General features: G+C 39.0%; 10 protein-coding genes and 1 pseudogene. All 11 read right to left on the bottom strand.

Annotated elements, in window-relative coordinates:
• Positions 1–6: 6 nt before the first annotated feature.
• The 11 genes and pseudogenes from KFO40_RS01680 to KFO40_RS01630 all read right to left on the bottom strand — a co-directional run bounded on the left by KFO40_RS01680 (position 7) and on the right by KFO40_RS01630 (position 20,525).
• The gene (locus KFO40_RS01680) at positions 7–3,135 is read right to left on the bottom strand and encodes a SusC/RagA family TonB-linked outer membrane protein (protein WP_049701358.1); all 3,129 of its coding nucleotides are present in this window, start codon (positions 3,133–3,135) and stop codon (positions 7–9) included.
• Between the two features lie 13 nt (positions 3,136–3,148).
• Complete coding sequence (locus KFO40_RS01675) at positions 3,149–3,649, bottom strand: DUF1735 domain-containing protein (RefSeq protein WP_087322257.1); 501 nt, start codon at positions 3,647–3,649, stop codon at positions 3,149–3,151.
• A gap of 206 nt (positions 3,650–3,855) precedes the next feature.
• Entirely contained in the window at positions 3,856–6,810 is a 2,955-nt protein-coding gene (locus KFO40_RS01670; protein WP_049701360.1) for a glycosyl hydrolase 115 family protein, read from the bottom strand.
• Positions 6,811–6,817: 7 nt separating this feature from the next.
• Positions 6,818–9,730 carry a glycosyl hydrolase 115 family protein gene (locus KFO40_RS01665; RefSeq protein WP_074635471.1) on the bottom strand — a complete coding sequence of 971 codons (2,913 nt, stop codon included), beginning with the start codon at positions 9,728–9,730 and terminating at the stop codon, positions 6,818–6,820.
• A gap of 175 nt (positions 9,731–9,905) precedes the next feature.
• The gene (locus tag KFO40_RS01660) at positions 9,906–11,258 is read right to left on the bottom strand and encodes a glycoside hydrolase family 99-like domain-containing protein (RefSeq protein ID WP_049701362.1); all 1,353 of its coding nucleotides are present in this window, start codon (positions 11,256–11,258) and stop codon (positions 9,906–9,908) included.
• A 40-nt stretch (positions 11,259–11,298) separates the two neighbouring features.
• Entirely contained in the window at positions 11,299–12,720 is a 1,422-nt protein-coding gene (locus tag KFO40_RS01655; RefSeq protein ID WP_049701363.1) for an L-fucose/L-arabinose isomerase family protein, read from the bottom strand.
• Positions 12,721–12,802: 82 nt separating this feature from the next.
• Entirely contained in the window at positions 12,803–13,681 is an 879-nt protein-coding gene (locus tag KFO40_RS01650; RefSeq protein WP_049701364.1) for an AraC family transcriptional regulator, read from the bottom strand.
• A 12-nt stretch (positions 13,682–13,693) separates the two neighbouring features.
• Complete coding sequence (locus KFO40_RS01645) at positions 13,694–17,710, bottom strand: hybrid sensor histidine kinase/response regulator transcription factor (protein ID WP_049701365.1); 4,017 nt, start codon at positions 17,708–17,710, stop codon at positions 13,694–13,696.
• A 99-nt stretch (positions 17,711–17,809) separates the two neighbouring features.
• Positions 17,810–18,049 (bottom strand): annotated as a pseudogene (locus KFO40_RS01640) (acetate--CoA ligase family protein); the annotation flags it as partial.
• A gap of 77 nt (positions 18,050–18,126) precedes the next feature.
• Positions 18,127–18,942 carry an FAD:protein FMN transferase gene (locus KFO40_RS01635; protein WP_049701367.1) on the bottom strand — a complete coding sequence of 272 codons (816 nt, stop codon included), beginning with the start codon at positions 18,940–18,942 and terminating at the stop codon, positions 18,127–18,129.
• Positions 18,943–19,175: 233 nt separating this feature from the next.
• The gene (locus KFO40_RS01630) at positions 19,176–20,525 is read right to left on the bottom strand and encodes a DUF1080 domain-containing protein (protein ID WP_195470757.1); all 1,350 of its coding nucleotides are present in this window, start codon (positions 20,523–20,525) and stop codon (positions 19,176–19,178) included.
• Between the last annotated feature and the right edge of the window lie 29 nt (positions 20,526–20,554).

Genomic DNA, 20,554 nt, shown 5'->3' with positions numbered 1-20,554 from the left:
TATCCATTAAAATTGAAGACTTAAACCAAAGCTTGATACTTTTTGCACTGGATAGTTACATACTCCAGGTTGACTCTCAGGATCAACGATACGCATATTATGCCAAGTAAAAAGATTATATCCGGTATAAAAAACACGGGCTTTTGATATTTTAATTTTCCGAGTCCAGCGTTGAGGAAGCGTATAACCTATCTCCAAGGTTTTTAAACGCAAGAAATCTCCATTATCTTGCCAAAAATCCGAATCCAAACGATTGTGCGTACCACCTAACAACGATAGACGAGGATATCTAGCTGTATGCCAAGTGGAAGGATCTTGCGGATTATAACGATTGTCCCAATGATATTTTTGCACACTACCTCCACCCCATTCATTTCCATTGCCCGCTTCATTTTTAAAGGCCATAATATTAAGATCAGCATATGTATAATCCCTATCTGCAACTCCTGTAAAAAGAGCTTTCACATCTAAACCCTTATAAGCAGCCCCGACAAAGAAACCATAACTCCATTCTGCCAAGTTTGAGTCACCTATTTTACGTTGATCTTGTTCAGTAATAACACCATCTCCATTCAAATCACGGTATTTAATATCACCAGCATAAGCAGCTCCAGAGTCTGTTTTCGGGCTATTCAATCGATCTTGTTCATCAATATAGAGTCCGTCAGATACATATCCATATAAATCATTAATCGAGTTCCCTACTCTTTTTTGATAGTCATACGGGTACGGCTGTTCATCGTTAAATATAATAGTATTATCTATAAAACTAACATTACCACCTATTGTCCAATAAAAATCCCCCTGTTTATCAGCAAAAGCGATACGTGCCTCGTAACCTTTATTTTCAGACTTTCCAATATTTTCAAGCGGTCCTCCAAAACCATACCCGGAAAGAGTAGACACCGTATATCGTGTCGTTAATATCTGTGAAGTTTTCTCTTTAAAGTAATTAAATCCTAAGCTAATACGTTCCTTCCATAAACGAATATCAGTCCCTAGATTCAATTTTAACGATTCTTCCCAAGTTACGTTAGGATTAAAGACACTGCCTTCTCCCCAGCCACCAACATTCGATCCACTCATTCCAAAATGATAACGATCTGAACCCGTTTTTTTCAATGTTGGCAAATAATAGAAATAAGGAAGACCATCATCCGTTCCAGTTAGCCCATAGGAACCATAAAATTTCACGAAGCTCAACAAACTATTCCCAATAGTGTTCTTTATAAAAGGCTCATTTGATAGAACCCACCCCAGTGATACAGCCGGAAAAAATCCATAACGTTTTTCTGGTGGCAGCTGTTCCGTTCCCTGATATCCGAAAGAGAACTCAGCCAAATAGCGAGAATCAAAAGCATACGAAGCACGCCCAAAAAGACCTTGGTGATAATTAGCCATCTGCTGCGTATCCGTAGTCTGCTGATTACGATTAAAGGTTAACACAGCTGCAACGTCATGTTTCTCTCCAAATACACGAGTATAATCTACCCCTGCTTCCACATCGAAAATACGAACCTTACTATCACCAAAAGAATTTTTATTCACCTGTTTTCCTGGTTCACCCCATGTTGTGAACAGATCTTCTCCAGTTGTAGTATTTTTACCAGTGTATTCATATACCATATAAGATTTACTACGGTCAATTGTATTATCAAAACGGGCATCAAACGCTAATGAGGCATATATACTCAACCCTTTTGTGATAAAATCCAGTTTTTGGTTTGCTTTCATCGAAGCTTCCATCGTACTATGTATGTACTTAGAATATCCACTATGATTCAGAATACCATAAGGGTTCTTACGATATGCATTTGTCCCCGCAACCTTATCCGGTCCATAATTTAATGGAAAAATATTGGCAGGAAGCGAATATAACGTTTTGAATAATCCTTCCGCACTCATGGAACTCCCCGGATTATTTCTCAGTTGTTGTCGCCCAAATAAATCTACAGACAATAATAAATCCTTAGTTAACGATACGTCAACATTAGAACGAATGGAATACATTTGAAAGTTAGCATTTGTGTTATAGGAATTCAATCCGGCTGTTTTATATAATCCATCATTATTCTGATAAGAGAAATTAACAAAATATTTTGCTTTAGAACTTCCGCCCTGAATACTTAAGTTATATCGTTGCGCAATTGTCTGCTTTTTTAATATTTCATCTATCCAGTTTACATTTGGATGCGTATAAGGAGATTCACCACTTAAATATAAATCAAGATCTCCCTGTTTATATACAGGTTCTTCTCCGGGATTATCATTCAAGAAAGCCTCATTATACAACTTTGCATAATGATACGCATCCAAATACTCTGGTCTTTGTGTTGGCTTAGAGAGACTTAATTGAGCATTAAAGCGTATCACAGGCTTTCCTTCTTTACCTCGGCGAGTGGTTGCCATAAATGCTCCGTTGGCTCCTCTAAGTCCCAAAATAGAAAGAGAACCTGCATCCTTATATACCGAAATGGATTCTATCTCATGCGGATCGAGCAGAGAGAAAGAGCGCAAATGTCCGTCTACATATGCAACTGGAGAACTACTACGCCAAGAACGTTGTCCACGCACATACAAACTAGCATTATCCGCTCCCGGCAAACCTGTAGTCTGAATACTTTGAACACCCATCATTAAACCAGCGATAGCTGCATTTTGAAACATAACCGGAACATTTTCTATTTGTTCCCCACGCACCGTTTCTACAGCCGTTACTAATCGAGACTCTTTCTGTGTACCATACATTAAGTTTATGGTCCTATCTTCATACTTTTCTACCGCTTTAAAAAGTGTCAAACTCAAGTCTCTTTTTTTTCCGACTTGAACAGTAGCCTTTTCATACTCATCTAATGTAAATATGAGGCTTGATTCTTCATCAGGTACGGCAATCGTAAATCGTCCTTCTTTATCTGTGAGAACAAACCCTAAGGTTTCTTTCACATCTACTAGCACATCTTGTAACGCTTCTCCCTTAGGATCAACGACTTTACCTCTTACTACTATCTGCTTCTTTTTCTGTGCAAACACATCTGAGGCATAAAAGCTACAATTACAAAAAACAACAAAACAAAGTAATTTAAAAAAAACAGTTTGTTTTGATAATAAGTGAAACTTAATACAGTTTTTCATCATCTATAAGGCTAAATTATTGTTTCTTGATTCCAAAAAAAAGATAGCTATGCTGTGGAGCCAACTCATAATGAGAGGTCGATTTCAGACATAAAGGCAGTACATATTGCTTTGCCGGATCCAAATTAGTAGTATGAAAAACAACTTGCAAATCACCCCTGCTTGTATTCTTTTTAATCACCGCAACCATATCTGCCGGAGTAATTTCATAACTACCTTCTGGAAGTGCTTCATAATCAGCATAAGAAGGGTCTTTTGCTTGGAGTCTCCTTAATGAATCAGTTGCCAAGCCAATAGAGACTTTCACTTCTTGGGGAACAGGGATACTCCCTCCACAATACGCGCCAACAATGAAGGTCGTATCTTTCTCATAATTAAAATCAGCAACAAAAAAATCGTTTTTTTCTGTCCACGCGGCTAGTGGAAAATAGATCTTTGCATACTGCATCTGCTCATCATCATTACAACTTATGAACAGTAGTGCACATAGTACGAACAAGACTGTGTTGATCTTCATAATACAAGTTAACTATTTATAATTAATAATCGGGTTATTTCACTGATACAAAAGTACGCTATTTGATTATTGGAGAATGGAATAAACATCCCAATAAATAGAAAATGCGTCTCAAAAAGCATCTATAAGATATAAAGAAAGCTACGTACAACTACTATACGTAGCTTTCTTGTAAGTCATTATTAATTTTATATAATCTGAGCCTCTTATTTCGCTTTTGTCGGCTTTGGCCCTAAATATGAACGTTTCATTCCTCCAAAATCCAATACAACTTTCTGCAACACAGTACCGGCGTCACCACACAAAACTTTTACTGTATGTTTTCCCGGTTTATTGATATGCAATGTTGTTTTATTAATACGACAATTTTTCAAGGCACTCTCATACCAAATTTGCGCATACTCGAAAGAAGAAGTCGAGGGGTTCATTACCGGACCGTCATCAATACATACGCCATATCGTGTTTCAATATTAGTAGCTTCATGACCTGCATAATCCTTATCAGCACTCAATGTAAAGGTTGGCAACACATAAGTATAGACATCCACTGATCCTTGCCCGAAAGTATAGAAATCATATTCAACTCTCGGTACAATACTACTTCCTGTTCTTTGCATAGGCGCAATAGGATTACCTAATTGAACAGAAGCATTTTCAAAGCCTAGATTAGGAATTGTCATAATCTTAATAGCGTCATTCTCAACCTTTCTATGATAATCTGCCGCATTTATTGAAACATATCCATTATGTTCGACAAACAAAGTATCCATTTCTGTCAATGAAGGAGAAGCAGGATTAAAAACAGAAACGTATATATTTTCTTTTCCCACACCATCAGCAGTGACCTCAATCATACCCGAGATACGTTCTCCTGACGGCACCTTTGCCCAATCTACAGAGACCCATATCCGGTCTTCAGAAGCTGTGCTTCCTTTTTCTTTATTTACCTGTATCCAATTTTCTGAAGTTTTAATATTCCAGTTTAATGAGCCCTTACCTTTGTTAAAGACGTCAAAGAAATACGATTGACGTAAATAGGTATTAAACGCAGGCAGCATATGAAAACTACTTTGTCCTTTCAACACATCTTCCCCTTCTATCCACACTCCTAAAGAAGGGGTATCGGATAATGTTACCGTCTCCAACTTAGGCAATTCAAAATAGGAAGCAGCAAATCCTTGACGTGTTGTCATTATATGATTCCATTTTCCATTCAACAAAGAATTATACCCTTGAGTAATCGTTTGTAGACTATCATAATAAACCTTTACCTGATTTTTTAATTCATTTGCCGCTGCTCTTTGTTGTAAAGCATACCATCTATTCTTCTGCCCATTCAAGACCATTTTATTCATCAGTTCACAACCTTTCACCGGATAATAAAGTAATTGATAAAAACCAGCTTTCTGTTCTTCCGGCAATTCACTCAAAATACGCTCAACCTTTGCCCCAATACGGTCATAAGCAGCTAATCGTGAATCTGCTTCCTGATAATTGGCAAATGAGAAATCCGTATCAGTATTACGTTCTTTTCCATGCCTATTAGTTGACCATTGATATCCCCATCCCATAAACTCGGGCTTACGAGAAAATGCTTGGTGATAAAACGTATTTGTTATATCTACAAAATCATCATAATATTTATTACCAAACATATTGGATAACCAGCGAGCCTGATAAAGAGAAATATTATCATAATTAAATGAATCAATATCATAGGCCATTGCCAAAAACAGATTCATAGAAAATTCGCATGATTTTATATCCCCGACATTCAACAGCCAGATTCGGTCGGCTGTTGCATCATAAGCCTTGCGAAGTTCTTCATACATCAATGCAGGCGGAGTAGTACTCATCCATAGATAATCGTGAGGCTTACCCAAATAAGAAACGTGATAATAAACTCCTGCACGCCCTGAACGCTTTTGCTCGCGAGGACAACTTAAACGCTTCATATATCCATAATTATCATCCGGCCAGATGATAGTTACATCCTCCGGCAAATCCAAACCGGCACTATATACATCCAACACCTCTTTGTAAGGAGTGAAAGCTTGCGGAATTTCATTAGCAGGCTTTTTAATAACATCTGCCAAAAGCTGACGCTGATCTTTTAAAGCCTCACCCAACATCTTCACACGCTCCTTCATATCATTACTTCCCCCCATCGCTTTGTCATGAAGTCCACGTAAAGCAAGGGTATAGACATTCTCATAAGGAGAGTTTTCTGTGACACGCTGTTTTAACACCCTGTTAAGTGTTCCTTTGTTATTAACATAATCCCACTCTCCCATTGTTTTCTTATCCCATTCACTAGCATTATTAAACAATAATGGTTCACAGTGTACAGACCCCATAACAATAGCAAAACTGTCGGCAACCAATTTATTTTCTGGTATTTTATTAAATGCAGTAGAAGCCTCGTGCATTGCCGGGCACAAATAATTCGCCTTCAAACGCAAAAGAAGTTCACAAACCTTGGCATACGTTTTAGGACCAATATTTCCACGTTCTTTTTCAAATGTATTCTTTGCCCAACGCAGTAATCCCCAGTCTTCATCATTAATAAAAATACCACGATATTTCACTGTAGGTTCTTTAGAGATTATTTTATCTACTTTAAGATTTAGTTCAGTATGTTTGGCTACAGGAGCGTCCGCCCACCAATACCAAGGAGAAACACCTATTGTCTCAGATATAGAAAACAATCCATAAGCAGTACCTCGACGATCACTACCAACAATAACTAAAGCCTTATTAACTCCAGGGAAAGGATTACGAACGACTTCTATCAAATAACTCTCCCATCGATTTTCCAATGCCCTGACGTCTAATTTATTTTTAGCAACTAATTTGTCTATTAGCTTATTATGTCCAAGTGTTCCCACAATTATGCTATTCGAAGCTAACTTATTTTTTGTAGCTTCTACTTGCATTTTCTTCCCAGTCACTAATTGCACATCATCTGAAAACAAATTAGCTGCCTTTTTTACCACTTCAAAGTCTTGTTCATCAAAATAAAGATGAGCATTACTCTTCCGATTTATCATACCAAATTCGTTGGCTTTGCTGTTACCTTTAGTCAAGACTACTTGACCAAAGGTAACAGGCATACAAACTATTACAGCCAACCCCCATAATATCAATCTTAATTTTGTCATATTTCTTTTAGTTTATTCTGGTCGATTCAGGTCCCATATACGATTTCTTCAGCCCTCCGAAATCAACTACAATTTTTTGTAACATCATTCCGGGATGGCCACAATAAATCTTCACCGTATGTTTACCCGGTTTATCAATAAAATGAGTAGTCTTATTGATTCTACAGTTTCTCAGCACACTTTGAATCCATAGAGTACTATAATAAGGTGCACCTGCCTCCGGCAAGTATACAGGACTATTATCCACCATTACACCATAACGTGAACCATGTTCATTATCCAATGGGAAAATGGGTAACATATAAGTATATACATCTACAGGACCAGTCTGGAAAGAATAGAAGTCATATTCCAGTACCGGAAACTTGTTGCCACGCACTGGAGCAACATAATTGGACGTGAGCAGTAGCCCGTCATAATAAGGTGTTTTCGCAAAAGGGTCTCCTAAACGAACAACCTTATTGTCAAATCCAAGCCCATCTACTATATCGAACTTAATCTCACCAATTTCCTGCTTTCTATGAAATTTTGCAGCATCAATGGATACATAACCGTTACTCTCGACATATAATCCTTTCAATTCTTCAACTGAAGGGCCAGCAGGATTGAACACAGACACATATACAGTTTTCTTTTCATTATTATCTGTATAAATATCTATAAACCCGGAACCGTCTCCACCAATAGGAGCTTTACTCCAGTCTACAGAAACCGTAATTCGATCCTCATAAAGTGTTTTCCCGGCTTTTTTATCAATCAGAATCCAAGGCTCAGAAGGAGTCGCTTTCCATTTCAAACTTCCCACCCCTTTATTAAAGACATCAATATAATGAGTATCCGGAAGGTATTTATTGAAACAGGGTATTGTATGAAAGCTCATTACACCTTTCTTATTATCCTCCCCCTCACAAGATACGCCTAATGTAGGGACAGACTCTAATGTCACTGAATCAACTTTTGCACGCCCGAAAGAACGAGCTCCACCGTGAATCAAAGACATCATACCTTTCCATTTACCATTTAATAATGAATTGTATTGTTCTGTTACTAAAACCAAGCTATCCCCATACACTTTAACTTTATCTCTCATCAAATTAGCAGTCGCTCTTTGTTGAGCAGCATAGAGACGATTCTTCTGCCCGCCTAATGTCATCTGATTCACTAAGGCCGCTCCTTTAACATTATAATATACCAATTGAAAAAATGCCGGTACTGCCTCTTTATCCAGTTCTTTTAATATTCTCTCCGCTTTTGCAGCAATACGTTCATAAGCGGCTAATCTTCTGTCAACCTCCTTGTAATTCTGAATAGAGAACTCCGTATCCGTACTCCGCTCCATATATTCAGGTTTCCGAGCAAAAGCCAATTGAAAATAAGTTTGCTGGATATCAGTCAGATCTTCCCTATATTTTTCACCGAATATACGGCAAAGAAAATCGACACTATGTGCATTAATATTATCATAATTAAAGCTTTCAATATCATAAGCCATATCCATGAACAAATTTATATGATATTCTGCCGGCTTAATATCGCCCACGTTCACAACCCAAAGTCTGTCGGCAGTAGAACGATAAGCCTTTTCCAACTCCTCATACATCAGTGTGGGAGGCGTAGAAGCTATCCAAAGATAATGTTTTGGAGGCCCCCAATAAGAAACGTGATAATAAACCCCCGAACGCCCTGAGCGTTTCCGTTCTTTTGAATTACTAAGACGCTTCATATATCCAAAGTCATCTTCTGACCATACCAGAGTAACATCATCAGGCACATTCATTCCATGATCATACGTTTCCAATACTTCTTTATAGGGAGTAAATGCCTGCGGAATTTGGTCAGCCGGTTTATTCATTTCGCTAGACAAAATCTCGCGTTGATCATCAAAAGCTTTTTCCAGTACACGTGCCTGTTCTTCCAATGTCAAATTACCAGCCATCACAGCATCGTGAATTCCACGCATAGCTAGTGTGTACACATTCTCAAATTTACCATTCTCATTCACCCGCTTACGCAAAACCTTATTAATACCGTCCCGGTTAGTCACATAGTTCCATTCTCCCATTGCTTTCCGATCCCATTCCGAAGCATTATTAAACAATAATGGTTCACAATGTACTGACCCCATGACAATCGCAAAACTATCCGCCACTAATTTATTATCCGGATAATGATTGAATGCCTTCGTGCAAGAATGCATGGCCGGACACAAATAATTAGCTTTCAAGCGAAGCAACAACTCACAAATCTTCGCATAGGTTTTTGGTCCTATATCTCCGACCTCCGGTTCAAAATTTTTAGAAGCCCATGGTTTTAAGCCCCAATCCTCATCATTAATAAAAATTCCCCTATATCTGACAGAAGGAGCCTTAGACGAGAAGGTATTTACATTCAAGCATAAAGATTTCTTTTTGACTACCGGAGCATCCGCCCACCAATACCAGGGAGATACCCCTATGGTTTCAGAGATAGAGAACAATCCATAAGCTGTTCCACGGCGGTCGGAACCGGCTACTACCAATGCTTTTTTTATTCCCGGGAAAGGATTATCAATTAAATCAATCGCATATTGTTCCCAGCCATCACGAATTCTACTAACGTCAATCTTCTTATTCGCCACTAACCTATCTATTGCTTTATTCTTTCCCAAAGTTCCGGCCAGAATAATATACTCTTGTTTAGACGGCAAATCAGATACCAATTTCAATTTTTTATTAGTGACTCGATTTACATCTTCCACCAACAGCCCTGCCGTTCTTCTGACCACTTCCGCATCTGCTTTATCATAACAAACCACTGCTTTAGCAGCAGAAGTAACGATTGGAAAACTTTTTTTGTCCTGCTGTTTATCTGACAGAGTTACCTGTGAATAACCAGTAGTTACAAAACAGAACAACGATAAAAATAAGGTTGCTTTCTTCATTTTTTCAAATCTATCTGAGTTTATAAATGTTTTCATGTTATTAGTATTATTGGGAGTTTGTTCCATGTTACAAATGTAGGGAATTCGAGCATTCCAAGATAAAATAAATATCCCAATTAATAAAACAAACGTCCCATACACATTCCTCTAGAATATATATAGCTATTCACATAGGTCATATACCATGTGTTGAGTGACTATTCTTCTTACCCAAAGCTTCTGCCAGAGCATCAAGCATTCCGTATCCGAAACGATTGTCCGGTAACAAGTAATGTCCTTCAGTCCATTCGTTAAAACAGGCAATAGTCAAAATTGGTGGTACATCTTTATGTTTGTTTAAATAGGCAAAGGCCGATTGTACCAATGCTTTAAAAGATGCCGGATTCTCACCTTCCAGAATTACACAAGCAGGCCATTTATCCCGATTAGGTTTATCAGGCCGTGCTAATGGCGGGATATATCGAGGAGTGGAATCCCACCCCGGAGAAAGAGAAGGCAAGTAAGGAATCTCAAAATCATGATGATGTTTCGGCCACAACTTAAAAGCTACATCCGCAGCCGCTATTCCATAGTCCGGCAATTCTACGTCTTTAGGCTGATAATTATCAGCAACCCATGTAAAAGGATTATAAGAGCCTGCCGTACTATAACCCACGTCTTTAGAATTAGGAGAATAAAATCCTGAAGAATGAAAATGCAAGCCTTTATGTCCCAGTTTCCTGGCAAACTCTGTTAATTCCGCAAATAATTGTTTAGTCTGAGACACTCCTATATTCTTTTCCAAACGATTAGGATCCCAAATACAAATCACGGGTTTTCCATCTATTCTCCAATAATTTTCCAAATGACAATACCTGGATATAATATATGATAAGCTCTGCCAACACTCTTTCAGAGAACTATCCGCAGGTGCAAAACTGGGAGGATAAGCATTATGCCCATTCGTCATTGAGGTAGGGTATAGCACATACCAAGGATGATTGGTCCACATACATGCAAATTTCACGTCATTCCTGTTAGAAGCACGTAAAAATCCATTCTCTAATGCTTCATGCAGACAAGGTTCATTATCGTACCAATACCAGTCCCAGATAAGAACATCAATCCCACTCTGCTTACATAAATCATTATATTTTTCCCATGTCCCCGGTTTACTTTCATCGAGTTCACCCAACAATGGTCCCCTAGGCTGAGCATGCCCTGGATACCATGGGCGAGCACTCCTTACAAGATTATATTCTGTCCATCCCGGTCCATAAATTTTATCATGTATGGCAGAAGCATGATAATTAGGGAATGTATAGCAAGCTACTGTCAGATTTTGAGGTTTATCCAATAAAGTCACATCGCCTACCAACGTACTCAGGTCTTCTGGCAGCCGAGTCACTGTCGTTTTTTGTTTAGGTGTTGAAATAGTTCTTTCCTCTAAGACTTCTGTTGCATGCAACATTTCCGTACCCACAACAGAAGTAGCCATTACAGCCGCCCCCTTAGCTCCTGCAGATTTTAAAAACGTCCTTCTATCCATAATTATAAGATGATTTTACAGTTATTAAAAGGGAATTATTTTACTCAATTATAACAATAGGAATATTCAGGAGAAACGCAAGTTTTTTTAGTTCTGAGACTTTATGTCCTACCCCAATCGCACAATGATGTGATGGTCCCGCCTTGCTCCACATATCCATAAAACGACGAGCTCCGCATGGAAAACGATAACGGCTGTTAGTATTACCGATATGTAATGTTTCTCCTTGTACAGCTTCTCCTTCTGCCGCCAATAAGAAAACTCCGTCTTTTCCTTCACAAACGGACAACAACGTAACATTTCCCGGCTTTACAGTCATCTGAATAGACAATCCTTTTCCCGGCTTACCATGATACAACGGAAGTGGCACTAGTTTTACTTTTTCTTCGGCAATGGCAAAGTGTGCCGGTCCGTCATGTCCCAGCATTACTACATCATCATTAAAATCCATTGCATAAAATTCGGAGAAAGAGCCTCCTGCTTTCAATAATGACATTATTTTCATCGCTTGTGCGTTCTTTACTTCACATTCTCCTGCAACAGGTATTCCATACCCTGTCAGTAGAGTATTACCCGCAATAACCGAAGTGACAATATTCTCATAATCATTTCCATTGAAACCCTCATAATAATAAGCCATCGCTCCCAATCGATGAGCTTCCACCAGCTTATCCAAAGCTACAGAAGTACGTGCCGCCCTTACTAGTTCGTCCGACTCACACGACGTTTCTACATCAAATTTATCATAAAACTCATTCAACTTACGTTTCAAATCAACATCCGTCACTTCATCCCTATAAGCTTTTAATTCGCACATTTCCAACAATTCCACATGCGTTCCGAATATTGCGCTTTGTTGCATTACATCGGTATAAACGTCCAGCATTCCACAATAATAATGTCCTAAAATCCCCAGGCGATTCTTACGTATTCCATCTACCGCACGTGCAGCATCTACCCAGGAAGCAATCTCTTTCCATGCCAATTGATCAGACAAATACCCTGTTATGATATCATATCTAATGCCTGATCGGTTAAATACACTTGCAAACTCCGGAACAGAACAAGCCTGGCAATGAGCTAACCATTCTCCGGTCATCTTTCCCCGATCGCCCATTGAATTGACTTTCTGATAATCAATAGCAGGAACAGGCTGCATATTCAACATGATTACAGGCTTCCCAACTTGCTGTGCAACAGGCAAAACTGTAGACGAAAGAGCATAAGTAGAAATAAACAAGAATACAAATTCGACATCTGCCTGTTTGAGCAATAATGCACTTTCCCCTGCTTTTTGTGGGGAGTCCACCATTCCTACGTTAACGACTTCTACATCCATCTGCTCAATACCCGCACATATTTCCTCCTGATAAGCCAATAAGCGGGGAAGAAGTCCCTCAAACTGTCCCCAATATGTATCCAACCCAACTCCCAAAAGCCCTATTCTCACTTTATTCTGCATCGTAAATTCTGTTTTTTAGTTATGATACAAATTTAGGAACTATTCTACAAAAGAACTTTCAATTATTGCCAGAACAATATAACTATTTGCTACAAAATTCGTCCCGATATTCAACAGGAGATCTCCCCGTCTGTTTTCTAAAGCGGGCAGAGAAATAAGCAGGCGATTCAAAGTTCAGCAGATAAGCTATTTCCTTTATAGGAATAGTTGTAGTGGTTAATAATTCAATAGCTTTTTGTATTCTAAGATTCTGGAGATACTGCACCGGAGCACAATGCATTCGCTCTTTAAACAATTTACGGAAAAGAGAATATCCCATTCCCGCTTTTTCTGCTATCTCTTGCATAGAAATAGATTGGTCTATTAATTCCCGCATAAGTACACAAGCATAATCTATTTTAGAAGAAAAATCATCGGTTTCTACCCGACGATTCTTATCAATGCTACACATCAATGCTACCAAATAAGTTACCAGTCCACCAAGCACCTGTTGATATAAACTCAGCTCCTCATTGGCTATATTAATAGCTTTTCTAAACAAAAAAACAATCTCGTCATTGATGCCTACTCTAAAAACAGGACTTTTTCGCGAACAGTACTCATTCCTCATCCAATTATCAACTTCGGAACCGCAAAACCCAATCCAGTAATGGCTCCAACCCGTTTGATAATTTGGATAATACGTGTGCCATTCTCCTGGAAACAGCACAAATATCATCCCCCGTTTAATCGTAAATATCCCCCCACTCCCCGTTTCCAGTACTCCTTCCCCGTCTGTGACATATATTAACTGATATTCTTTCAAAACACGCCCTTTATCAGGATTAAAATAATAGCCGGCAGAATGATTATATGTAGGATAAGAAGTATTAGGTGGAATCTCTTCAAACCCCACAGAGGAAATATTCCTATCTAATCCCAAACTATTATTCACAAAATATTTAATAGAAGTTCGTTCCATAATATCCGATATTTATCCAACGAAATCTTTTGGTGATACTCCAAACTGCTTTTGAAAGCACTTAGAAAAATAGGACGGAGAATTAAATCCTACCGTATAGCAAATTTCATTAATCCGATTTTCTCCTTCTTTTAGCAATTGGGCAGCTTTTTTCAAGCGTTCCAAACGAAGATACTCATTCGGGCTTAAGTCCAAAACACCTTTTATCTTACGATAGAAGTTAGAACGGCTCATATTCATACCATCCGCCATATTTTCCATACAGAAATCCGGATTACTGAGATTCATCTGAATCACTTCATTCAATCTTTGTATAAACTCCTCATCAGCCTTAGTTAATGCCATTGTATCAGCTGCCACAAAAGGAGATTGCGTAAATGCCTGCCGCAGTTTTTCCCGGTTCTGAATTAAATTAGAAGCACAAGCGTGTAAATATTCTACAGAAAAAGGTTTTTCAATATAGGCATCCGCACCTAACTCCATACCTTCGATTTTTGACTGAATATTCGTTTTGGCTGTCAATAAAATCACTGGAATATGACTATAAGTCAAATCAGATTTTATCTTCTTACACAGTTCAAAACCATCCATAACTGGCATAACAACATCACTAATCACCAGACTTACATAATGCCCATCTAATATCTCTAATGCCTCAGAACCATTAGTAGCAGTCAAGACAGCATAGCTATCCGCCAATTGCCGAGCCACAAAAGCAAGCATATCAGGATTATCTTCTACAATCAACACTGTCGACCTATCTTCCCTATCTTCAGCTTGTTCTGTATGTACCTCTATTCCAGATTCGATTCCGGTAGTTACTTCAGAAGCTAATTTAATCGTCGTGTTTTGGGCTACCGGAAGTGTCAGATAAAAACAATTCACCTCTTCCCCTTCCAACATGGTCAAGCTTCCCTGGTGCAACTCTGCCAATGAGCGAGATAAAGCTAATCCAATACCAGTGCCAGTAGTAACTCTGCCGTCATCTTTTTCATTAAAGCGCACAAATGGCTTAAATATCTCTTCCTTCATTTCATCTGGAATAATCACCCCATCGTTTATTGTACGAAGATGGAATTCCTTCTTCTCTTCACTATCATCGATCTCCAAAAAGATATGCACGTAAGTTTCCGCATACTTTACTGCATTATTAAGCAGATTACTTACAATCTTAGTAAACGCTTCTCTATTAATATGTGCATAAAAATCCTGTGCAGGCACATTCAGTAGGAATTTCAAACCTTTCTGCTTAGCCAAGAAAGTAAAACGCCTGTGGGTTTCCTTTAGTACCTCTGTGATATTGCATTCAACAAAATTCAATCGAAACTCCTGACTTTCTGTCTTCCGGAAATCCAATAGCTGATTCGTCAGGTTTAACAAACGTTCCGTATTCTGTTTCATAATATCCAAATCTTCACGTGTCTCCTGATCAACTTCTTTCTTTAAAATAATATTTTCCAATGGTCCTTTTATCAAAGTCAAAGGAGTGCGTATTTCATGAGCTACATTCGTAAAAAAGTCAATTTTTGCATGGTATACTTCCCTTTCTTTCTCCTGTTCAAATTTCTCCATTTGCCGACGATGCTTTCTATTACTCCGCCGTTTAAAATAAAGGAATGTATAGACAGAGCAACCAACAATCAACAATGCATACACAACATACGCCCATATAGACAGATAGAAAGGAGGGAGAATATGCACTTCCAATGACAGTTCATCATCACTCCATACGCCATCACTATTGGAAACCTTCACTTGAAAGGTATAATCACCATATCGAAGATTGGAATAAGTAACAACAGGGCTTTCACTCACAGTCAACCAGTCTGTATCAAAACCTTCCAACTTATACATAATCCGACTTGTCTTAGGAGCCTGAAAATCCAGCGCTGCCACACGGAAAGAGAAAGAATTCTGATTGGACTGTAGAACAAGCTGGTCAGAGAAAGTTATACTCTTTTCCAGCGGGGAGCCCGGTTCACCCACATATACTTCCTTTCCAAACAGAAAGAAATCAGTAATTACAATAGAGGGGAGAAACTTGTTCTCCGAGAAGTTCTTGGGATTAAAAGCTATAAAGCCATCGATACTACCCAAATAAATCGTACCATCCTCGGCCTCAAAACTCGAACGATAATTAAACTGGTCACCCAACAAACCATTGGAGGTGGTATATACTTTCATGACTCCGGTTGCAGGTTGAAAGCAAACGAGACCATTATTGGTTGTCAGCCACAAAAAGCCATTTTTATCTTCCACAATCTGATAAACGACATCGTTCGGCAATCCGGCAGACAGATTGTAATTGCTAAATGTTTCCGTGTCCGGATGGAACCGGCAGAAGCCTCCCCCTTGAGTCGTCAGCCAGATTTGCCGGTGAGAGTCTTCAAAGATACTTAATACCTTATCGTATGGGAGACTTTTCGGATCATTTTCATCGTGCAAATAGTTCTTCCATTTCTGTTCGCTCACATTATAGCAATAAGCTCCATTGGCATAAGTAGCCAGCCACAGATTACCTCCGGAATCCTCTTTTATGTCATATACAAACCGGCCATTCAGTTCCGGTATCCGGTCGAAATCATCAGACTGCCTGTTATATCGCAGCAAGCCAAATAAAGTTCCCAGATAAATATCACCTGTCGTTGTCCGACAAATAGAGAAAACGCTATTATCTATCAATGAACGGGGAGAATCTGTTTTCTGATAGGTTTTCACGATAGCTCCCGTACGCGTATCTACTACTTTCACGCCTTTTGAGAAGGTTCCTACCCAAAGATGATCGTCCATTAAACACAGGCCATGCACATTTGTAAAAGCACTGCTGGGTGTAAAAAAGGAGAAAGTTTTGGTCTTGGGGTTGAAGCGGTTCAAACCACCGTCTTCCGTACCAATCCACAGAATACCCTGACTATCCTGGCAAAACTCACGTACTCGCTTCCCATGCAAACCATTATCGGTTCCTTTGGGGTAATATTTCTCGAAATACGTATAAAAACGAGGATAATAATTCACACCGCCAAAATAAGAACCAATCCAGATGCCACCCTCGCGATCCTTACACAATGAATAAATAGCATTGTCGGACAAAGAATAAGGGTCGTTGATCGAACTGCGCAAATGAACGTATTTGCCCATTCGAAGATTATAAATATAGAGTCCCGATTCTGCGCCAATCCATAATTCATTGTCAGAAGCGACCAGCAGTTCACGACAAAAAACAGACTCTCCATTTTCATCTTCAGAAAGTAAGTCATGCAGTTTGTTAGAGGTCAGGTTCAGTTCTTTCACTCCTCCCTTTAAAGAGCCTACATATAGACAATTATAGGCTCCTTTCGCAAGGCATATTACTACATTATTCGCATAAGTCTCCCGGTTGTCTACAGGCGAAACATAAGGATGAAGGGTTTGCAGACGGTCTTTCGAATAGAAAAGTCCATCGCCATAGCAGCCAATCCAGAGGGTTCCGCTATTATCGAAAACAAAAGACTGGACATTGGTGGAGATAAAAGAAAAGTTCTCCAATGTATGGTTTCGGAGCTTTCCTTCCTCCAAGTCATAACAAAATAGTCCCTGTGACTCTACCGCTACCCAGACACATCCTTTGTTGTCTCCGGAGATTGCAGTTACGGTATGTTCTATTTTCGTGTTTTCCGCACTCAATTCAGCAAAATGCCGGAAAGAATCTTTTTCCGGATTATAGATATAAAGTCCTACGTCCGTACCTACCCAGATATTTCCTTTCGCATCCTCATAAAGCGCTGTGATAAAGTTATTGCCAATGCTCCGCCGTGTACGGTCATCGTGTTTGAATTTGCGAAATGACAAACCGTCATATCTATTCAAACCATCTTTCGTGCCGAACCACATAAAGCCCTGCTTATCCTGCAAAATCGCATTGACCGTGTTTTGAGATAATCCGTTCTGTACACTAAGATTTTTGAAATAGTAATGTTCGTCCGCCATTTGTGCATGGCAGCCGATCTGATAGCCAATTAAACAGATTAAAAGTATTAGAACTTTCTTCATAAACATACGTGTTTTCTATCTTTCCGTTTGAGTTACCAAATGTAGGCAAAATCACAGCGGAAAGATAGTAAATATGTCTCAATGAATGAAAGAATAGTCCTATTTTTCTATTCTGATACGCGCGTCAACTGCTATAACGGCCTTTTGTGTTGCTAAAAGCGGATTTATATCCATTTCCTTGATCTCTGTAGCGAAGCGTAGCAAAATGGACAAACGGATAAATTCAGCAAATTTGTTTTCGTTGACTCCCTTTTGCCCACGTGTTCCCTGAATGATTTTATATGCACGCAGAGAATGAAGCATTGAATAAGCTTCTTCGTAAGAAAGCGGAGCCAAACCAGGTTAGATAAGTATCATTGGATATATACGAACAGTATGGTGGATATATATAACCAACACGATGTATATATATATATTCAGTACAGTGGATATATATATACACGACATTGTGCATATATACCCATCAAAGCCTTACGCTGTTCGCCGTCAGCAGCAAACAAAGCGGTAGACAATATTTCTCCTATTGACCCATTGGTTGTAACTACAGCTATCTGTTGAACGCCTTCCACCAATTTCCCATTTCGAGGAGAAACAATATGCCGTCGTTCGGGAGAATCATTACCGGAAGTTGTAAGACATTCATTATGAAGAAGTATATTATTAATTTTCCATCCCGATCCTACCGGATGATTACCCAAAGCAAGGATAGAACTGTTTCCCATGTTTATCAATGCATTTTCTATCATGGATTCATTTAATATGCCTTTGATTGTTTCTAAGGCATATCCTTTGAGAAAACCGGATAAGTTGATAGAAACTCCCGGTTGCGAGAAATGGATGCTATGCTCTTCCGCTGACAAATGGACTGAATGTATAGTTGTCTGAGTATAATTTTCTGAATGGACTGTAATGTCAAAATATCCTAAGGTCTTGCTGTTATATTCCAGACATAAATCAATCATTGAATAAAGTTCTTCGCTAAGAACGATCGGAGAAATAGAGGCCGTCCGGTTGACAAAAGACAATTCGCTGTCCGGATCATAAAAGTTCGCTATCTTTTCCAGCCGATACAATGCATCATAAATACGATTAACCACAAGTAGTAATTCTCTTTCCGGTTTCTGGCTATACAGTATAATATCCACCCGTGTATGCATGGAAAGAAACCAGGCATAAAGCAGTCCATTACCTTCATGAGGTGGTTTATACAAATGTTGAATAGCGGTCTGCATTGTATAGTAGGACAAATATTAATCAAGGAATAAATAAACAGGAAAAATGTGTCAAAAATAAAACGAAACATTCACAATCATACAATTCAAGCACGGACTACACGGATTTCACGGTTTTTAGAAATATCGTTGCATAAAGTAACAACGTAATCCGTGTAATTCCGTGTAATCCGTGCCTGAATAAAAATCATAAAGGAGTTTTGACACACCCCACGTAATAACTAGAATACACCTTATTTCAGTTCTTTAATCTTCACGTTCTTGAACCACACTTCATCTCCGTGATCCTGAAGGAGTATATTACCTTCCTCCGGATTTCCGAAATTAGGCCAGTTTTTATATTTACTGTATGCTACCAATGCATTCCACATATCATTGTTACGATCATATTCAATCAATTTAACTCCGTTCAACCAATGTTCTACATGGTTACCTTTTACGATAATGGTAGCAGTATTAAACTCTTTCTTGTTGAAAGGTTTATTCTTAGGAGCCGGAATCAAATCATACAACGAACCTAGCTTTCTGTTACCTTTCACACCCAGTTTTGCATCAGGATGTTTGTCATCATCAAGAATCTGGAATTCACAACCGATAGCAGAGCCTGCACCTTTATTCATATCCGGGTTTACGAAATATTTAATTCCGCTATTGGCACCTTCGGTAATCTTAAAATCTACTTTCAGAATAAAGTTCTTGTATTTACGGGTAGTCACAATATCACCGCCATTAGCAGATTCAGCGCCACCACTCTTCATTACTTTCAGAATTCCATCTTCTATCTTCCAGCCTTTTGCAGGGAAAGTAGAAAGCTTAGCTCCTCTCCATCCATCAGTAGTCTTACCATCCCATAATAGAGTCCATCCTTCTTTTGCTTCATTCGGAGAAATCGTGTTGGCAATCAGATTCACTTCCGGTGCAGCTTGCGCTTCCGGTGTCTGATAGCGTTCTACGTCCGTCGTACAAATGCGGATATCTTTCCAACTAACTGTTTTACCTTCATCTGCCGCATTTCCAATGGCATGCACTTGCAGAGCAATGAAGCCCACAGGAGTCATATCATCCCAGATATTAGCACAAGGCACTCCGTTTATCCAGGTACGGATTGAGTTACCTACAGCCTCAATACGAGCTTTATTCCATGCATTATTCTTAAAAGCGTTTTTTGCCGATGGATTCAGCGTCAAAGGATAAAGCCAGTTTCTACGTGCCTCATCATAGATACCACCTGACCAAGCGCGTTTGGAAGGATCGATCTCAAACTGATAACCGTGTACACGACCCTTCTTATAATCTTTCTTGCTTTCACTACGAAGCTGTACTCCGGAATTTAAACCGTCATCGACCTTGAAGTCAAACTCAAGGATAAAGTCACCATAATTCTTTGTCGTTGCCAAAAAAGTATTGGGTGTTCCCATTTTAGATACACCGACAATGGCACCATCTACAATTTTATACTCGGCTTTGCCATTCAATTTCTTCCATCCTTTCAGGTTCTTTCCATTGAAAAGAGGTTCCCAATTCTGTGCACCTAAAGAAGCGGCACAGAATAAAAGTAAAGTTAATACGATATTCTTCTTCATAATCATTGATTAGTCTTTCCCACTCCCTT

The organism is Bacteroides sp. 1001302B_160321_D4 (genome assembly GCF_015667765.1).
Taxonomy (GTDB): domain Bacteria; phylum Bacteroidota; class Bacteroidia; order Bacteroidales; family Bacteroidaceae; genus Bacteroides; species Bacteroides xylanisolvens.
The sequence above is the reverse complement of the archived record's forward strand: the minus strand, read 5'-3'. Positions and strand labels throughout refer to the sequence as shown.

Excerpts from the sequence above, each read along its gene's own strand:
- KFO40_RS01655 (WP_049701363.1), bottom strand. The coding sequence starts at position 12,720 with ATGCAGAATAAAGTGAGAATAGGGCTTTTGGGAGTTGGGTTGGATACA.
- KFO40_RS01645 (WP_049701365.1), bottom strand. The coding sequence starts at position 17,710 with ATGAAGAAAGTTCTAATACTTTTAATCTGTTTAATTGGCTATCAGATC.
- KFO40_RS01675 (WP_087322257.1), bottom strand. The coding sequence starts at position 3,649 with ATGAAGATCAACACAGTCTTGTTCGTACTATGTGCACTACTGTTCATA.
- KFO40_RS01670 (WP_049701360.1), bottom strand. The coding sequence starts at position 6,810 with ATGACAAAATTAAGATTGATATTATGGGGGTTGGCTGTAATAGTTTGT.
- KFO40_RS01650 (WP_049701364.1), bottom strand. The coding sequence starts at position 13,681 with ATGGAACGAACTTCTATTAAATATTTTGTGAATAATAGTTTGGGATTA.
- KFO40_RS01630 (WP_195470757.1), bottom strand. The coding sequence starts at position 20,525 with ATGAAGAAGAATATCGTATTAACTTTACTTTTATTCTGTGCCGCTTCT.
- KFO40_RS01635 (WP_049701367.1), bottom strand. The coding sequence starts at position 18,942 with ATGCAGACCGCTATTCAACATTTGTATAAACCACCTCATGAAGGTAAT.
- KFO40_RS01660 (WP_049701362.1), bottom strand. The coding sequence starts at position 11,258 with ATGGATAGAAGGACGTTTTTAAAATCTGCAGGAGCTAAGGGGGCGGCT.
- KFO40_RS01680 (WP_049701358.1), bottom strand. The coding sequence starts at position 3,135 with ATGATGAAAAACTGTATTAAGTTTCACTTATTATCAAAACAAACTGTT.
- KFO40_RS01665 (WP_074635471.1), bottom strand. The coding sequence starts at position 9,730 with ATGAAGAAAGCAACCTTATTTTTATCGTTGTTCTGTTTTGTAACTACT.